This window comes from Xanthomonas sp. LF02-5, assembly GCF_034105325.1.
Lineage (GTDB): Bacteria > Pseudomonadota > Gammaproteobacteria > Xanthomonadales > Xanthomonadaceae > Xanthomonas_A > Xanthomonas_A sontii.
In genome coordinates, this window is record NZ_JAXGGF010000007.1 from 217,121 (window position 1) to 233,278 (window position 16,158).

Consider the following 16,158-nt stretch of genomic DNA (forward strand, 5'->3'; position numbering starts at 1 on the left):
CATGCCCTTGACCGATCTGATGGCGGCCGTCAGCACCCAGGTGCTTCCGGCCGCCGATCGCGACACCCTGCTGCACACCGCCGCCGGCCTGCTGGCCTGCCAGCAGGCCGGCGCCGATGAACTCTTCACCAGCCTGCGCGAGCGCGAACAACTCGGCAGCACCGCCATCGGCCACGGCATCGCCATCCCGCACGGCCGCGCGCCGGACCTGGACGCCCCACGTGGCGCGCTGCTGCGCCTGCAGCAGCCGATCGATTTCGACGGCCAGGGCACCCTGGTCGACCTGATCTTCGCCATGGCGGTCCCGGCGCACTACACCCACCAACACCTGATGCTGCTGTCCGAACTGGCCGAGCAGTTCTCCATCGAGGAATTCCGCGACGCCCTGCGCAATGCGCCGGACGCCGCCGCACTGTATGCGCTGCTCGGCGGCGCGCCACGGGCCGCCGCATGAACACCAGCATCGACGCACGCGAGCTGTTCGACCAGCAGCGCGACCGCCTGGGCCTGCGCTGGATCGCCGGGCACAAGGGCGAACACCGGGTGCTGGAGGCCGGCAATGCGGTCTCGCGGCGCCCGTCGCTGGCCGGCTATCTCAACACCATCTACCCCAACAAGGTGCAGATCCTCGGCACCGAGGAACTGGCCTGGCTGGACTCGCTGGACGCGCGCCAGCGCTGGGAGACCATCGAGAAGATCGTGCAGGTGCGGCCGTTGGCGCTGGTGGTCACCAAGAACCAGTCGTGCCCGGAAGACCTGCGCGCGGCCGCCGACGAATCCGACACGCCGCTGTGGGTCTCGCCCAAGCGCGGCCACGAACTGCTCAATCACCTGTCCTACCACCTGGCACGCACGCTGGCGCCGCGGGTGATCCTGCATGGCGTGTTCATGGAAATCTACTCGATCGGCGTGCTGATCACCGGCGAGGCGGGTTCGGGCAAGAGCGAACTGGCGCTGGAACTGCTCAGCCGCGGCCACCGCCTGGTCGCCGACGACGCCCCCGAATTCACCCAGATCGCCCCCGACGTGCTCGACGGCACCTGCCCGGAACTGCTGCAGGACCTGCTGGAAGTGCGCGGGCTCGGCGTGCTCAACGTGCGCGAGATGTTCGGCGACACGGCTGTAAAGAAGAACAAGTACCTTCGGCTCATCGTGCACCTGACCCGGCCCATGACCGAGCCCACGCCCCATGGCTACGAACGTCTCACCGGCGATTCCGGGACCCGCCACGTGCTGGACCTGGACGTGCCGCTGATCACCCTGCCGGTGATGCCCGGCCGCAACCTGGCGGTGCTGACCGAGGCCGCCACGCGCCTGCACATCCTGCGCACCAAGGGCATCGATCCGGCGGCGATGTTCATCGCCCGCCACAGCAACCTGCTGGAGCGGCGCAGCCCATGACCGACGGCGCCCCCACCTCCACCCTGGTCATCGTCAGCGGCCTGTCCGGCTCCGGCAAGTCGGTGGCGCTGAAGACCTTCGAGGACCTGGACTACTACTGCGTCGACAACCTGCCGGTGGAACTGCTGCCAGCCTTCGTCAAGAGCCTGGTACGCGAGGATGCCGGCCCCAGCAAACTGGCGGTGGGCATCGACGTGCGCAGCCGCCATAGCGACCTGAGTCAGCTCTCGCGCTGGCGCGAGGCGGTGGCGCAGTTCGGCCTGGATGCGCGACTGCTGTTCTTCGACGCCAACGACGAGGCGCTGATCAAGCGCTACGCCGACACGCGCCGGCGCCATCCGCTGTCGCGTCAGGGCCTGTCGCTGCCGGAAGCGATCGAGCGCGAGCGCGCCCTGACCGAGCCACTGCGCGAGGCGGCCGATGCGGTGATCGACACCAGCACGCTCAACGTGCACCAGCTGCGCCGGCGGGTCACCACCGAGTTCGCGCTGTCCAGCGAGAACACCCTGTCGCTGCTGTTCGAGTCCTTCGCCTACAAGCGCGGGGTGCCGGCCGAGGCGGATTTCGTGTTCGACGCGCGGGTGCTGCCGAATCCGCACTGGGACCCGGAACTGCGGCCGATGACCGGCCGCGACAGCGGCGTGCGCGAGTACCTGGACGCGCAACCAGATGTGCAGCGCTACACCGCGCAACTGATCGACTTCCTCGACACCTGGCTGCCGCGGCTGCGCAACGACACCCGCAGCTACGTGACCATCGCCTTCGGCTGCACCGGCGGCAAGCACCGCTCGGTCTACCTGGCCGAACGCCTGGCCCGCCACGCCCGCGAACAGGGCTGGCCGGAAGTGGCGACCTTCCATCGCGAGCAGGATTGATCGAAAAGCCGGGATTCGGGATCGGGGATTCGGGATTGGCAAAAGCGGCATTGCTCTGGCTCTTGCGAATCCCAATCCCGAATCCCCAATCTCCGCTCCCCACAGGCATTCCCTGCGCCCTGCCTGACCTGTTAACGTTCTCCCATGGCCTGTGGCATTCTCCTCATCACCCACCCTGGGATCGGCGCCGCGCTGCTGAGCGTGGCGACCCGGCTGTTGCGGCAATTGCCGCTGAAAACCGAAGCCTTCGAGGTGCCGTTCGACGCCGACCTCGACGCGCTGCTACCGAACGCATCTGCCGCGTTGCGGCGGGTGGACGACGGCGATGGCGTGCTGGTGGTTACGGATCTGTACGGCGCCAGCCCGAGCAACCTCGCCGCACGGCTGGCGCGCCTGGGCACGCCGGTGCGGCGCGTCTCGGCGTTGAGCCTGCCGATGCTGCTGCGGATCATGAACTACCCCGAACAAGGACTGGAGCAGTTGCCCGCGACCGCCGCCGCCGGCTCGCGCAACGGCGTGGTGATCGACGATGCTTGAACGCGAACTGCTGGTCTCCAACCGCCTCGGCCTGCACGCCCGCGCCACTGCCAAGCTGGTGCAGACGCTGTCCTCGTTCCGCTGCAACGCCACGCTGGCGGCCAAGGGCCGCGAGGTCAACGCCAAGAGCATCATGGGCGTGATGCTGCTGGCCGCCGCACAGGGCACGCCGGTGACGGTGCGAGTGGACGGCGCCGACGAAGCCGAGGCGCTCAAGGCCGTGGTCGACCTGTTCGAGCGGCGCTTCGACGAGGACAGCTGAGCATGCGCCCCCGGCGGCCGCAGGCAGGGACGCGGTGCCGCCGCATGGGGCACGCGCGGTGAGCGTGCGTATCGCCGGCCATGGCGCCTCGCGCGGCAATGCCCTGGGCCGGGCGCGGGTGCGCCTGCCGCATGCGCTGGAGGTGGCCGAGCAACGCATCGGCGCCGCGCAGATCCCCGAAGAACTCGATCGCCTGCACCGCGCGGTGGACGCCGCGCGCGAGGAGATGCACGGCCTGCGCCAGCGCCTGCACGGCGCCCTGGCCAAGGAGGTCGGCGAATTCCTCGACCTGCACGCGCTGCTGCTCGACGACCCGGAATTGCTGCACGGCCTGGACGAACTGATCCGCACCGGCCGCTACAGCGCCGACTACGCGCTGCGCCTGCAGCGCGACCGCCTGGCGACCGTGTTCGACGACATGGAAGACGCCTACCTCAAGAGCCGCATGGACGATCTGGACCATGTGATCGGGCGGATCCATGCGTTCCTGCAGAAGCGCCAGCCGGACAGCGAAGGCCTGGCCGGCGAGATTCTGGTGTGCGAGAACGTGGCGCCGTCGGAACTGGCGCAACTGCAGGCGCAGGGCGTGGTCGGCATCGTCACCAGCGCCGGCAGCACCCTCTCGCACAGCGCGATCCTGGCGCGCAGCCTGCACCTGCCGCTGGTGGTCGGCGTCGCCGACGCGCTGCAGAAGATCAACGACGGCGACGTGCTGATCATCGACGGCACCCAGGGCGCGGTGCTGGTCGACCCGACCCCGGACGACCTGCGCGACTACCGCAGCCGCGTGCGCGAGCAGGCCAAGCTGCAGCGCAGCCTGGGCAAGCTGCGCTCCAAGCCCAGCCGCACCCGCGACGGCGTGGACATCACCCTGCTGGCCAATGCCGAGTCGCGCGACGACGTCACCCGCGCGCATGCGCTGGGCGCCGACGGCCTGGGCCTGTACCGCACCGAATTCCTGTTCCTGCAGCGCGACGCCCTGCCCGACGAGGAAGAACAGTTCCATACCTACCGCGACGCGGTGCTGGGCATGAGCGGACGGCCGGTCACCATCCGCACCCTGGACCTGGGCGCGGACAAGGCCGATCGCACCGGCCTGACCATGAGCAACGAAGAAAACCCGGCGCTGGGGCTGCGCGGCGTGCGCCTGTCGCTGGCCCGGCCCAAGGTCTCCGACACCCAGTTGCGCGCGCTGCTGCGCGCCTCCGCCTACGGCCCGGTGCGGGTGCTGGTGCCGATGGTCAGCACGCGCGAGGAACTACTGGCGATGCGCCGCCATCTCAAGCGCATCGCCGCGCAGTTGCGCCGCGACGGTCATGCCATCGCCGAGCAGGTGCAACTCGGCGCGATGATCGAGGTGCCGGCCGCAGCGCTGGCCCTGGATACCTTCATCGACACGATCGACTTCCTGTCGATCGGCACCAACGACCTGGTGCAGTACCTGCTCGCCGCAGACCGCAACAACGAAGCAGTGGCCGCGCTGTATTCGCCGCTGCATCCGGCGGTGCTGCGGCTGATCGCGCAGGTGATCGCCACCGGCCAGGCCCATGGCAAGCCGGTGGCGGTGTGCGGCGAGATCGCCGGCGACCCGGCACTGACGCCGATGCTGCTGGCGCTGGGGCTGCGCGAGTTCAGCCTGCACCCGGCGACGATGCTGGAAGTACGCCAGGTGATCCGCGACACCGACCTGCAGACCCTGCGCCAGCGCGGCGCCAAACTGCTGCAGGCGCGCGATCGCAAGGGCATCGAGCGCTGGCTGGGCTGCGCGATCGGGTAGTTCCCGTGCGTGTTGCGGCATTGCCTTGTGGGAGGGACTTCAGTCCCGACGCCTGAACCCTTATCGCGTCGGGACTGAAGTCCCTCCCACAAAAAAGCCGTCGCCCGCGTGCCGGCGTACATGCGTCATTCCGATCGACATCCCTCTCCCTGCCTTTCTGCCTTCCTGCCTTCTGGTCTGCTCTCTGCTTCCTTCTCGGTGCTACCCATTCTCCTGCTCCCCTGTTCCTGCCCCCTGCCATTTGCCTCTCGCCCCCTTCCCCGAGAGCAGTTTTTCGCTTGCTACCCCGTCGCTTTTCTCCCCGCGCACTGACGCTGCTTCGCTCTGCACTTGCGATTCCCGATTCCCCATTCCCCACTCCCGGCTCCACCAACACTGTGCTTCCCGCAACATGCAGGCGATAATGTTGGGATGAACATCTGACCCACCGCGTTTCTCCGGAGCGCGGCCTCACCCCAAGGGAGCAGCGCATGGCCGACGCCGTCCGCCACGACAAGACCGCGCGGCAGCTGCGCATGCTGTCCGATGCGCTGGACAGCGGGCGCCTGGGCCCGGTGCGGCGGCTGGTCAATACGCTGGCGCCGGCCGAGATCGGCAACCTGCTGGAGTCGTTGCCGCCGGGCAAGCGCGAGGTGGTGTGGGGGCTGGTCGATCCGGAGGACGACGGCGAGGTGCTGGTCCACGTCGGCGAGGAAGTACGCGAGAGCCTGCTCGCGGACATGGATCCGGACGAAATCGTCGCCGCGGTCGAAGACCTGGACATCGACGACCTCGCCAACCTGGTCGAGGATCTGCCGGACACGGTCATCGACGAAGTGCTCAAGTCGATGGACCGCGAGAACCGCGAGCGGCTCGAGCAGGTGCTGTCGTATCCCGAGGACAGCGCCGGCCGCCTGATGAACCCGGACGTGGTCACCGTGCGCGCCGACGTCAACGTCGACGTAGTGCTGCGCTACCTGCGCCTGCGCGGCGAACTGCCGGACCACACCGACCACCTGTTCGTGGTCAGCCGCCGCCACCAGTACCTGGGGCGGGTGTCGCTGGCGGCGCTGGTCACCCACGAGGACTCCACCCCGATCAACCGGCTGATCGACGACGAGCAGCCGGCGATCGACGTCGGCGAGGGCGCCGACGAGGTCGCGCGGCAGTTCTCCGACCACGACTGGATCTCCGCGCCGGTGGTGGACGACAACAACATCCTGCTCGGCCGCATCACCATCGACGACGTGGTCGACATCATCCGCGACCAGGCCGAGCACCAGGCGATGAGCGCCGCCGGCCTGGACGAGGACGAGGACCTGTTCAGCCCGGTGCGGCGCGCGTTCCGGCGCCGCCTGCTGTGGCTGACGATCAACCTCGGCACCGCCTTCATCGCCTCCAGCGTGGTCGGCCAGTTCGAGGGCACCATCGCCAAGCTGGTGGCGCTGGCCGCGTTGATGCCGATCGTGGCCGGCATGGGCGGCAACGCCGGCACCCAGGTGCTGGCGCTGATGGTGCGCGGCCTGGCCCTGGGCCAGATCGGCGCCTCCAACGTGATCGTGCTGCTGCGCAAGGAACTGTCGGTGGCGCTGATCAACGGCCTGGCGCTGGGCATCGGCCTGGGCCTGATCGTGCTGCTGTGGTTCAAGCAGCCGCTGCTGTCGCTGGTGATCGGCTCGGCGCTGACCATCAACCTGCTCACCGCCGCGCTGGGCGGCGTGCTGGTGCCGCTGACGCTCAAGCGCCTGGGCTTCGATCCGGCGCTGGCCGGCGGGGTGATCCTGACCACGCTGACCGACGTGATGGGCTTCCTCAGCTTCCTCGGCCTGGCCACGCTGGTCCTGCTGTAAGGCATCTCCATGCGGCGGGCGCGATTCCCGCCGACGCACCGCACGGAGCGGCAGCAGCGCGCGTCGCCGCATCAACCGGTGCACGACGGTCACGCCACGCCAGCACGCACCTTGGCCGCCGGCTGACTGGCGCATGTCCGCCGCCCCTGCCCGGGTTGTCGTGGAGACGTCGCGCCCACGATACTGCGGCCTTCCCATCCGAGGGCCGGCCATGTCGATGCGTTCGTTGCTGCTTCTGCTGTGCCTGTCGATGGTCGGCTGCAGCACTCTGCCCAGCGACCCGGCCACCGGCCACTTCGTCAGCCGCCAGCTCAGCCTCGACGGACGCATCTACCGCTACCAGGTGTTCGTGCCGGCGCCGGCGCATCGCCAGGGCCCGGTGCCGGTGGTGCTGTTCCTGCACGGCTCCGGCGAGCGCGGCGACGATGGCCGCGACCAGACCACGGCCGGACTGGGCCCGTACCTGCGCCGCCACCTGGCCGATTTCCCGGCCCTGGTGGTGATGCCGCAGGCACCCGACGGCGAGGAATGGAACGGCGCCAACGCGACCATGGCGCTGCAGGCGCTGGACGACAGCAGTGCCGAGTTCAACGGCGACCCGCAGCGCACCTACCTGACCGGCATGTCGATGGGCGGCTACGGCACCTGGGAGATCGCCCTGAAGCAGCCGCAGCGCTTCGCTGCGCTGGTACCGATCTGCGGCGCGATCCTCTCCCCGCACGAAGACCGCGAATACCTGGTGGTGACGCCGGTGGCCTATCTGGCCGACCCCTACAGCGCCCTGGCGCAGCGCCTGCGGCACGTGCCGGTGTGGATCTTCCACGGCGCCCAGGACGACGTGGTGCTGCCGCACGACGACCGCAAGATCGTCCGTGCATTCAAGAACCTCGACGCCGACGTGCGCTACACCGAATACCCGCAGGGCAACCACAACGCCTGGGATGCCACCTACCGCGATCCGAAGATGTGGCAGTGGCTGTTCGCGCAGAAGCGCAGCGACGCCGCCACGCAGACGACCGCGGACAACTGAGCGCGGCCCGCCCTGCGCCGCGCGCACGTGCGCGACGGCGTAACCGGCCTGTCCGCGCACTGCCGATCTTCGATCACCGTTCGATGCAGGGGGATGCATGCGACACAAGGGGATGCTGTGCGCCATCGTGTGCGCGCTGTTGGCCTGCGCCAGCCACGGCGCGACGGCACAGGCGCTGACCGAACCGGTCACCACCTACCTGCAGAGCAAGGCGGCGACCGCCCGCCCCGGCGTGGAATACCGCAAGGACATCGCCGCGCTGCAGACACGCTTGGACAGCATGGATGCGGCGGACATCGCCCTGCTGGACCGGATCATCGCCCATTGCAGCAGTTGGCAACGGCCCGGCCTGCGCGTGATCAGCGTCGCCGACGTGCACGAGTACGAGGCCTACATGGCCGCCCATGACGACGGCCAGCCGACCGAATGGATCGACCTCAGTTGCGCCAACGCACTGCAGATGCGTGGCTTTGCCGCCGCCGCACAACGGCAGTGGTCGGAGGCGCTGGCATGGCTTGATCAGGCCATCGCGCTCGGGCCGTATCTGTTCTCCGCCTACACCGAACGCGGCTATGCGTTGCGCAACCTCGGGCGCACGGACGAAGCGCTCGCCACCTATCGGCAGGCGCTGGCCCTGGCCGACGTCTCGCCGCGGGCGCGGGCAGGCCGCGCGATCGCGCTACGCGGCATCGGCTCGCTGTTGATCGACACCCCGGACAAGGCCGGCGCCCGCGCGGCCCTGCAGCAGTCGCTGGAGCTTGAACCCGGCAATGCTGTCGCCCTGCACGAACTGCAGTATCTCGACCAGATGGAAGCGGCAGCGTCGCAAGCGCATTAGGTCCTGCCCGCGCTTCCGCGCATGCCGCGCCGAGGTGATGCACGCCTCCGGCAGCGACACCGCCGCAGGCCTGTGTGCATGGGTCCACTGCCACGCCGATCGGCGCGGGCCTGGCAGGTGCGTCGCCGACACGCGCAGCGTACGTCGACGGCCGGCAACACCGACGGTGCGATCGGGCCCAACGCGGCGAACATGGCCGCTGCGCTGCAGGCAGTGCGCAGCGGCAGCGGCCCCGCGTGACGCGCCCGGTCGACGACGACAGTTCCAGCTGCGCGACGCCATCGGCTGTGCGGCGACGCGCCAAACCGCGTACAGTCCGCGCTTTCGTGCATAGGCCCGGCATGGCGACCGCCATCTCTTCATCGCAAACCGCGTTCCATGCCCGCCTGCGCGCCCTGGAGCCGAGCGCAGCGGTGGTCGCCGGCGCGGCGATTCCGCCACTGCTGGTGCCGGCACACGACGACGCCGCTGCGTTGCAACTCAGCGACAGCGGACGCTGGCTGTTGCAGGTGCTGGATGCGCTGGACGCGCTGCACCAGGCAAGCCAGGCCACCCGCCTGTCCGCCGATGCGCTGCGCCGCGACCAGAAGTTCGCACCGCCCGGACGGCCGTCGCTGCACCTGGTGCAGTTGCGCCAGCAGCAGGCGGCCGCGCAGCAGGCCGTGCGTCGTGCCAACCAGACGCTGGCGCAGGCCGCCGCCGGCTTCGTGCGCAGCGCCGGGCTGACGCCGCCGCCGCGGACCGGGCCGGTGGCGTTCGTGCAAGGATGGCTCGCACGCCATCTGGGGTAGCGGCACCGCGGTGCCGCGCGGCCCGGGCGTGCATCGATATACGGCCCGCCACGCCGCGCGTGTCTACGCAAGCTAAACCGCGGGCGCCGGAGCGCCCATGCCAGCCCGGCCTGCACCTGCCCCGCTGCTATCCTGCACGCCCCTCGCACTCCGCTGCCCGACGCCCCATGCCCGTGCCCGCTCTCGTTGCCCTCCCCTGCCCTGCCCCGGCGGCCTGCTCGCGCACGCGCCTCGGCGCCCGTGCCACGGCGGCGGCATGAGCATGCCCGGCGCGCACACGGCCAATTTCGCCACCTGGGGCATCTGCGCGCTGGCCACGGCCGGCGTGATCGCGCGGCCGTTCAAGCTGCCCGAGGCGTGCTGGGCGGTGGGCGGCGCGCTGCTGCTGATGGTGCTGGGGCTGATGCCCGGCGGCGAGGCCTGGCAGGCGGCACTCAAGGGTCTGGACGTGTACCTGTTCCTGATCGGCATGATGCTGCTGTCGGAGACCGCGCGCGCCGAAGGTCTGTTCGACTGGGTGGCGATGCATGCGGTGAACCTGGCCAAGGGCTCGACCCAGCGCCTGTTCGCGCTGGTGTTCGGCGTCGGCATCGTGGTCACCGCGTTCCTGTCCAACGACGCCACCGCGGTGGTGCTGACCCCGGCGGTGTACGCGGCCGCGCGCAAGGCCGGCGCCAAGCCGCTGCCGCTGCTGTTCGCCTGCGCGCTGATCGCCAACGCCGCCAGCTTCGTGCTGCCGATCTCCAACCCCGCCAATCTGGTGCTGTACGGCGGCAAGATGCCGACCCTGGGCGCGTGGATGGCCGCGTTCGCGCTGCCGTCGCTGCTGGCGATCGGGGTGACCTTCGTGATGCTGCGCTGGGCCGAGCGCAAGGACCTGACCGGCCGCTGCGCCGCGCGCGTGGACACGGTACCGCTGACCCGCGGCGGTACCTTCGCCCTGGTCGGCATCCTCGCCACCGCCGCGCTGCTGGTCGGCGTCTCCGCGCTCGGCCTGGACCTGGGCCTGCCGACCTGTCTGGCCGGCCTGGCGACGCTGGGCGTGGTGTGCCTGGGTGGCCGCCAGTCGCCGCTGCCGATGGCCAAGGCGGTGTCGTGGTCGGTGCTGCCGCTGGTGGCCGGCCTGTTCGTGCTGGTGGAGGCGCTGTCGCGCACCGGCGTGATCGGCCTGCTCGCGCGTACCCTGACCGACGCCGCTGCGCACTCGCCGCAGGCCACCGCCGGCATCGCCGGCACCCTGCTGGCGTTCGGCTCCAACCTGATGAACAACCTGCCCGCCGGCCTGATCGCCAGCACCACCGTCGCCCAGGCGCAGCCGCCGCAACTGGTGGTGGACGCGCTGCTGATCGGGGTGGATCTGGGCCCGAACCTGTCCATCACCGGCTCGCTGGCGACCATCCTGTGGCTGACCGCGATCCGCCGCGAAGGCGAGGACGTGGGCTTCTGGCGCTTCCTCAAGGTCGGTGCGCTGGTGATGCCGCCGGCGCTGCTGTGCGCGCTGGGTGCGCGGCTGCTGCTGGGCTGAGTCGCGCGCGCCCACTTCGTGGATTGCCCATGGCGGCCAGCCCGCGGAATGGGCACCCAGGTCCGGCCTGCAGCGACCGCGGGTCGGCCGCGGCGGCTTCTACCGCACCGCGTCGCGGCCGAAGCCGCTGCTACGAGGGAGTCTGCGAGCTGTCGGTGCCGTCATAGGAGCGGCTTCAGCCGCGACAGGCTTACCACGGCAACTGCCGCGGTTGATCCATGAAAAGCAACAAGCGCCGCTGTTACGGCAGCGGACATGACGCGCGCGGAGCCCGCGCCTGTGGGAGCGACGTCAGTCGCCACGAGCGAAGCCCGACACCGGCCGACACCCTCACGCATCGGGACGGCAGTCCCTCCCACAACGGCATGCCGCCACCGCTGGAGCGCGCGCCCTACCCCGCGCGCAGCCGCCGCGCCACGCCCCTGACCACGGCGATCACCGCGGTCAGCGCCGCCATCGACAGGAACTGCGTACGGGTGTCCGGCGAGGCCACCAGCAGGCCGAAGATCAGCGCCAGGATCGCCAGCGCCAGCACGGTGAGCACCGGATAGCCGCGCATGCGGAACGGCAGGCGGGTGCCGGCACGGTCGGCGCGCGCACGCAGGATCAGCTGCGACAGCAGCGAGATCGTCCACACCAGCAGGCAGGTGGCGCCGACGATGTTCAGCAGCACCGGCAGCACGCGGTTGGGATACAGCAGCTCCAGCACCGCAGCGACGAAGCCGAACAGCACGCTGGCCAGCACCGCCAGCCACGGTACCTGCTGGCGGCTGGACGCGGCCAGCGCGCGCGGCGCTTCGCCGCGCTGGGCCAGCGAGAAGATCATCCGCGAGGCACCGTAGAGATTGGCGTTGAGCGCCGACAGCAGCGCGATCACCGCGATCAGGGTGATGCCGGTGGCGGCGCCGGGAATCCGGGCCACCTGCAGCACCGCGGCGAACGGCGAACTCAGCGCCTCGCTCTGCCACGGCACCACCGCGATGATCACGCTCAGCGAGCCGATGTAGAACACCAGGATGCGCCAGGCGACGGTGCGGATGGCGCGGGCGATGCTGCGCTCCGGATCGGCGGTCTCCGCCGCGGCCACCGCCACGATCTCGGTGCCGCCGAACGCGAACACCACCACCAGAAGCGCGGCACCGATGCCAGCCAGGCCCTTCGGCGCGAAGCCGCCGTTGCCGGTGACGTTGGACAGGCCCGGCGAGGCCACCCCGGGCAGCCAGCCGGCCAGCAAGGCGATGCCGACCAGGATGAAGCCGACGATCGCCGCGACCTTGAGGATGGCGAACCAGAATTCGAACTCGCCGAAATTGCGCACGCCCAGCAGGTTGATCGCGGTGAACGCGGCCATGAACGCGATCGCGGCCAACGGCACCGGCAAGCCCGGCCACACCGTCGCCAGCAGGCCGGCGGCACCCACGGCCTCGGCGGCGATCACGATCACCAACTGCAGCCACCACAGCCAGCCCACGGTGGCGCCGGCAGTCGGACCCATCGCGTCGGCGGCGTACACCGAGAACGCACCGCTGGCCGGCTTGGCCGCCGCCATCTCGCCCAGCGCGTTCATCACGATGATCACCAGCGCGCCGGCGACCAGGTAGGAAATCAGCACCGCGGGCCCTGCCGCGTGCACGCCGACGCCGGAGCCCAGGAACAGGCCGGCACCGATCGCGCTGCCCAATCCCATCATGATCAGTTGCCGCGGTTTCAGCGCATGGCGCAAGGCGGGTGCGGCGGCAGGCGGGACAGGCGCGGACGGATGCGGCATCGGCTCGGTCGGGTGCGGAAAACGCGACACGATACAGGCTGGCGACGATGCCGTGCGGCTACGCGCGCGTTTGGCCGCCTGCGAGCGCGGATCGGCGCACAGCGGCGGCATGGCTGCTGCAACGCAGCGCGGATCCGCGCACGCGGCCGCGATGCACACCGCCGGGGCGGACGGCGAGCACCTTGCTGGCGGCCTTCCCACGTCCGGCAAGACGACGGCACCGCTCGATGTCCGACAGGTACGGATTTGCCTTACCCGCAGCCATGGCGGACTTTTGCTCCATCTCGTTGATTTTGCATATTGACAGCGATACTAACGTCAGAAATACTGAACTCGACGCCCACCGAATCTCCTATTTCCGTACCAGCCGATGAGGGCATGCACGCGGAGCCAGGAGGACGGCAGGCGACGACGGACCGGGAGACGGCCCGTTGCGGGCGCTCCGGCCGGAAAGGACCACGGCTGCCGCTCGTCCCATGGCGTACAGGTCCGTACCATCCAGACAAGGAGAGACACCATGATCAAACCGTTGCTGACCCTGACGGTGCTGGCAGCCGCGCTGGCCGTGCCCTGCCTGCAGGCCGCCGAGCGCGCCCCGCTCAACGCCGCCGATGCCATCCAGGGCATGGGCGAACGCCTGCCCATCGGCAAGAAGAACGTCAGCCTGTCGCCGCTGTTCAAGGTCTACACGTTCGAGAAGGCCGGCCTGCGCTTCGTGCAGATCAACTCGTTGCGGGACGAGGTCATCACCGTGCTCACCGCCACGCCGGGCACCGAGGCACGGCTGCCGATCGGCAGCGCCGCCGAGGCGCAGATGATCGCGGTCAACGACGCGAAGAACCAGCCGCTGGGCATGGTCACCGCCGCAGCGAGTTGCCCGTGCAACGCCACCGTGGTCTACCGCGACGCCAACACCACCATCGTGGTGGTCTACGGCTCCAACGGCGAGTACATCACCTCGTACGTGATCAAGAGCCCGCAGACCAAGCCGCCGCAGTAAGTGCCGACCGCGCTGCGGCCGCGCTCGGCGGCCGCAGCGTGACCCAGCGCCGTCGATCGGCGGACGCGGGTGCCCTGATCGGCCCCGTCGCCCGGCGAGCGATCGGCAAACGCGTGCGGCCGCCTTCCGAGGAAGGCGGCCGCACCAACGACAGTCCGGCGACCGGACCGCAACGACTCAGAACTCCTGCCAGTCCTTGTCCAGCGCCACCGCCGCCGCGAACGACGGCGCGCGGCGTGCCGGTGCGACCGCGGCCTGCGGGCGCGGACTGCGCGTCATCGTCTGCGTCGCGTGTCTGCCGCGCGGCAACGGAGCCGGCATCGGCGCCGCAGCCGGCGCGCCGTCCAGCTTGAACAGCGCCACGGCCTGGGTCAGCTCCACCGACTGCTGCTCCATCGAGCGCGCCGCCGCCGTGGCTTCTTCCACCAGTGCCGCGTTCTGCTGCGTGCTTTCGTCCATCTGGGTGACGGTCTGGTTGACCTGCTCGATGCCGGCCGACTGCTCCTGCGAGGCCGCCGAGATCTCGCCCATGATGTCGGTCACCCGCTGCACCGACGCCACGATCTCCTGCATGGTGCTGCCGGCCCGGTCGACCAGCGCCGAGCCTTCGGCGACGCGGGTCACCGAATCGTCGATCAGCGTCTTGATCTCCTTGGCGGCATTGGCCGAACGCTGCGCCAGGGTGCGCACTTCGCTGGCAACGACCGCGAACCCGCGGCCCTGCTCGCCGGCACGCGCCGCTTCCACCGCCGCGTTGAGCGCCAGGATATTGGTCTGGAAGGCGATGCCGTCGATCACGCCGATGATGTCGGCGATCTTCTTCGACGAGGCCTCGATGCCGCTCATGGTCTCGACCACCTGACCGACCACCGCACCGCCCTGGGACGCGACGGACGCCGCGCCGCTGGCGAGCTGGTTGGCCTGGCGCGCGTGCTCGGCGTTCTGCTTCACGGTGGAGGTCAGCTCTTCCATCGATGCAGCGGTTTCTTCGAGGCTGGCGGCCTGCTGCTCGGTGCGGCGCGACAGGTCGTCGTTGCCGGTGGCGATTTCGCTGGCGGCGGCATTGATGCTGACCGCGGCGGTCTGGATGCGGCCGACGATGCCGGTCAACTGGTCGGCGGTGGCGTTGGCGTCGTCGCGCATCCGCGCGAACACGCCGTGGAAGTCGCCGTGCATGCGTGCGGTGAGGTCGCCGGCGGCGATCGCCTGCAGCAGGGCGGACAGCTTGCCCAGGTTGCGGTCGCTGACCTCCATCATCGCGTTGAGGTCCTGCACCATCAGCCGGAAGTCGTGCTGGAAACTGGCCGCATCGCCGCGGGCGCTGAAGTCGCCGGCCGCAGCAGCCGACGCCAGGCGCTTGATCTCGGTATTGATCGCCAGCAGGCTGGCCTTGGCCGCATCCATCGATTCGTGCAGCACCGCACGGCTGCCGGGCAGCCGGCGCGCGTCGCGGCGCAGGTCGCCGTTGGCGTATTCGTTGAGGATCTCGACCGCCTCGACGATGGCGTCCAGGTGCTCGAACATCATGGTGTTGATGCCCTTGCTCAGTTCGCCGTACACGCCGGGGAAGTCCTGCGGCATGCGGTGGCTGATGTCCTTGTCGGCGTGCAGCTCGATCATCAGCACGGTCTCGCGGGAGAAGCGTTGCAGCTGGTTCTGCATGCGGCCCATCGCCAGCAGCAGGCGGCCGGGCTCGTCGCGCGCGTCGGTGGCCACGTCGTTGTCCAGGCGGCCGTCGGCGATGGCCTCGGCGGCGCGGGTGGCGCGGGCCAGCGGCACGGTGAGGCTGCGGGTGATCAGCCACGCCAGCAGGCTGCTGACCAGCACCACCGCCAGGCCGCCGGCGATGAGCATGGCGCGCCCACGCGCCATCGCCGCCGTCGCTTCCGCATAGGCCTCGTTGCTGCGGGTGGCCTGCAGATCGGCATAGCGGGCGATGGCGTCCTGCCATTTCTGCGTCAGCGGCGCGGACTCCCGCATCAGCAGGGCCAGGGCCTCGTCCGGCTTGTCGTGCATGCCCAGATCCATCACCCGGTTGTTGACGTCCACGGTCATCTGCCGGGCGCGATCGACGTCCTCCAGCACGGCCTGGCTCTGCGCACCGCTGGGGATGGCGCCCGCCCGCTTGCGCGCCTCCTGGTAGCGTGCGCGCTGCTCGACGACGACCTTGGCGAAGCGGATGTTGTCTTCCTGGGAGGTCGGCAACACGATGTTGCGGACATTGATGGCCACGACCGAACTGGCGTTGAGCATGTCGCTGGACGCGCGGATGGCGGCGATGTTGCGGTTGACGATGCCGTCCAGTCGCTCGCGCGCCTGGAACAGGGTCAGCAGCCCGGCGACGACCAGCGCCGAGGACAACAGGATGAGGATGCCGAACGCGGTGGCGAGCCGGGCACCGACGTTGTAGCGCTGAAGGAATGCAATCATGGAATGGCCTTTGGGGGAATGAGAGGGGCGATGGAACGCCGCGGACCACGCACGCCGACCAGCCGCCGTTGTGCACGCCCGCATCGAACGAGATG

14 protein-coding genes are annotated in these 16,158 nt (G+C 69.9%); 12 read left to right on the plus strand and 2 right to left on the minus strand.

Features of this window, described 5'->3' with window-relative positions:
- Nucleotide 1: 1 nt before the first annotated feature.
- From SLW52_RS18070 to SLW52_RS18120, 11 genes are all read left to right on the plus strand, one after another.
- Complete coding sequence (locus SLW52_RS18070) at nucleotides 2-454, plus strand: PTS sugar transporter subunit IIA (RefSeq protein ID WP_152182014.1); 453 nt, start codon at nucleotides 2-4, stop codon at nucleotides 452-454.
- On the plus strand, nucleotides 451-1,401 hold the full coding sequence (gene hprK, locus SLW52_RS18075; RefSeq protein WP_017910661.1) for an HPr(Ser) kinase/phosphatase: 951 nt from the start codon (nucleotides 451-453) through the stop codon (nucleotides 1,399-1,401). Before SLW52_RS18070 ends, hprK begins: the two co-directional genes overlap by 4 nt.
- The gene (gene rapZ / locus SLW52_RS18080; RefSeq protein ID WP_017913816.1) at nucleotides 1,398-2,276 is read left to right on the plus strand and encodes an RNase adapter RapZ; all 879 of its coding nucleotides are present in this window, start codon (nucleotides 1,398-1,400) and stop codon (nucleotides 2,274-2,276) included. The genes hprK and rapZ overlap by 4 nt, the downstream gene beginning before the upstream one ends.
- A 144-nt stretch (nucleotides 2,277-2,420) precedes the next feature.
- Nucleotides 2,421-2,813 carry a PTS sugar transporter subunit IIA gene (locus SLW52_RS18085; protein WP_017910659.1) on the plus strand — a complete coding sequence of 131 codons (393 nt, stop codon included), beginning with the start codon at nucleotides 2,421-2,423 and terminating at the stop codon, nucleotides 2,811-2,813.
- Entirely contained in the window at nucleotides 2,806-3,075 is a 270-nt protein-coding gene (locus SLW52_RS18090) for an HPr family phosphocarrier protein (RefSeq protein WP_010344110.1), read from the plus strand. The genes SLW52_RS18085 and SLW52_RS18090 overlap by 8 nt, the downstream gene beginning before the upstream one ends.
- 58 nt (nucleotides 3,076-3,133) lie before the next feature.
- Nucleotides 3,134-4,852, plus strand: coding sequence for a phosphoenolpyruvate--protein phosphotransferase (gene ptsP, locus SLW52_RS18095; RefSeq protein ID WP_026143486.1), 1,719 nt, complete (start codon nucleotides 3,134-3,136; stop codon nucleotides 4,850-4,852).
- Nucleotides 4,853-5,322: 470 nt separating this feature from the next.
- Nucleotides 5,323-6,681, plus strand: a complete 1,359-nt coding sequence (mgtE, locus tag SLW52_RS18100; protein WP_010344112.1) for a magnesium transporter — start codon at nucleotides 5,323-5,325, stop codon at nucleotides 6,679-6,681.
- Nucleotides 6,682-6,892: 211 nt separating this feature from the next.
- Nucleotides 6,893-7,711: a prolyl oligopeptidase family serine peptidase gene (locus SLW52_RS18105; protein ID WP_017910657.1), complete on the plus strand. Its 819-nt coding sequence runs from the start codon at nucleotides 6,893-6,895 to the stop codon at nucleotides 7,709-7,711.
- A 97-nt stretch (nucleotides 7,712-7,808) separates the two neighbouring features.
- A complete protein-coding gene (locus SLW52_RS18110; protein WP_226980575.1) occupies nucleotides 7,809-8,549 on the plus strand; it encodes a tetratricopeptide repeat protein in 741 nt (246 codons plus the stop codon).
- A gap of 341 nt (nucleotides 8,550-8,890) precedes the next feature.
- Nucleotides 8,891-9,340 carry a hypothetical protein gene (locus SLW52_RS18115; RefSeq protein WP_152182012.1) on the plus strand — a complete coding sequence of 150 codons (450 nt, stop codon included), beginning with the start codon at nucleotides 8,891-8,893 and terminating at the stop codon, nucleotides 9,338-9,340.
- A gap of 256 nt (nucleotides 9,341-9,596) precedes the next feature.
- Complete coding sequence (locus SLW52_RS18120; protein WP_152182011.1) at nucleotides 9,597-10,865, plus strand: arsenic transporter; 1,269 nt, start codon at nucleotides 9,597-9,599, stop codon at nucleotides 10,863-10,865.
- 391 nt (nucleotides 10,866-11,256) lie between these two features.
- Here the strand turns inward: SLW52_RS18120 and SLW52_RS18125 are convergent, their stop codons facing one another.
- Entirely contained in the window at nucleotides 11,257-12,633 is a 1,377-nt protein-coding gene (locus SLW52_RS18125) for an amino acid permease (RefSeq protein ID WP_152182549.1), read from the minus strand.
- 517 nt (nucleotides 12,634-13,150) lie between these two features.
- Between SLW52_RS18125 and SLW52_RS18130 the strand changes: the two genes are divergently transcribed.
- Nucleotides 13,151-13,633, plus strand: a complete 483-nt coding sequence (locus tag SLW52_RS18130) for a hypothetical protein (RefSeq protein ID WP_267083122.1) — start codon at nucleotides 13,151-13,153, stop codon at nucleotides 13,631-13,633.
- A 177-nt stretch (nucleotides 13,634-13,810) separates the two neighbouring features.
- Here the strand turns inward: SLW52_RS18130 and SLW52_RS18135 are convergent, their stop codons facing one another.
- Nucleotides 13,811-16,063: a methyl-accepting chemotaxis protein gene (locus SLW52_RS18135; protein ID WP_320740872.1), complete on the minus strand. Its 2,253-nt coding sequence runs from the start codon at nucleotides 16,061-16,063 to the stop codon at nucleotides 13,811-13,813.
- Nucleotides 16,064-16,158: the final 95 nt, after the last annotated feature.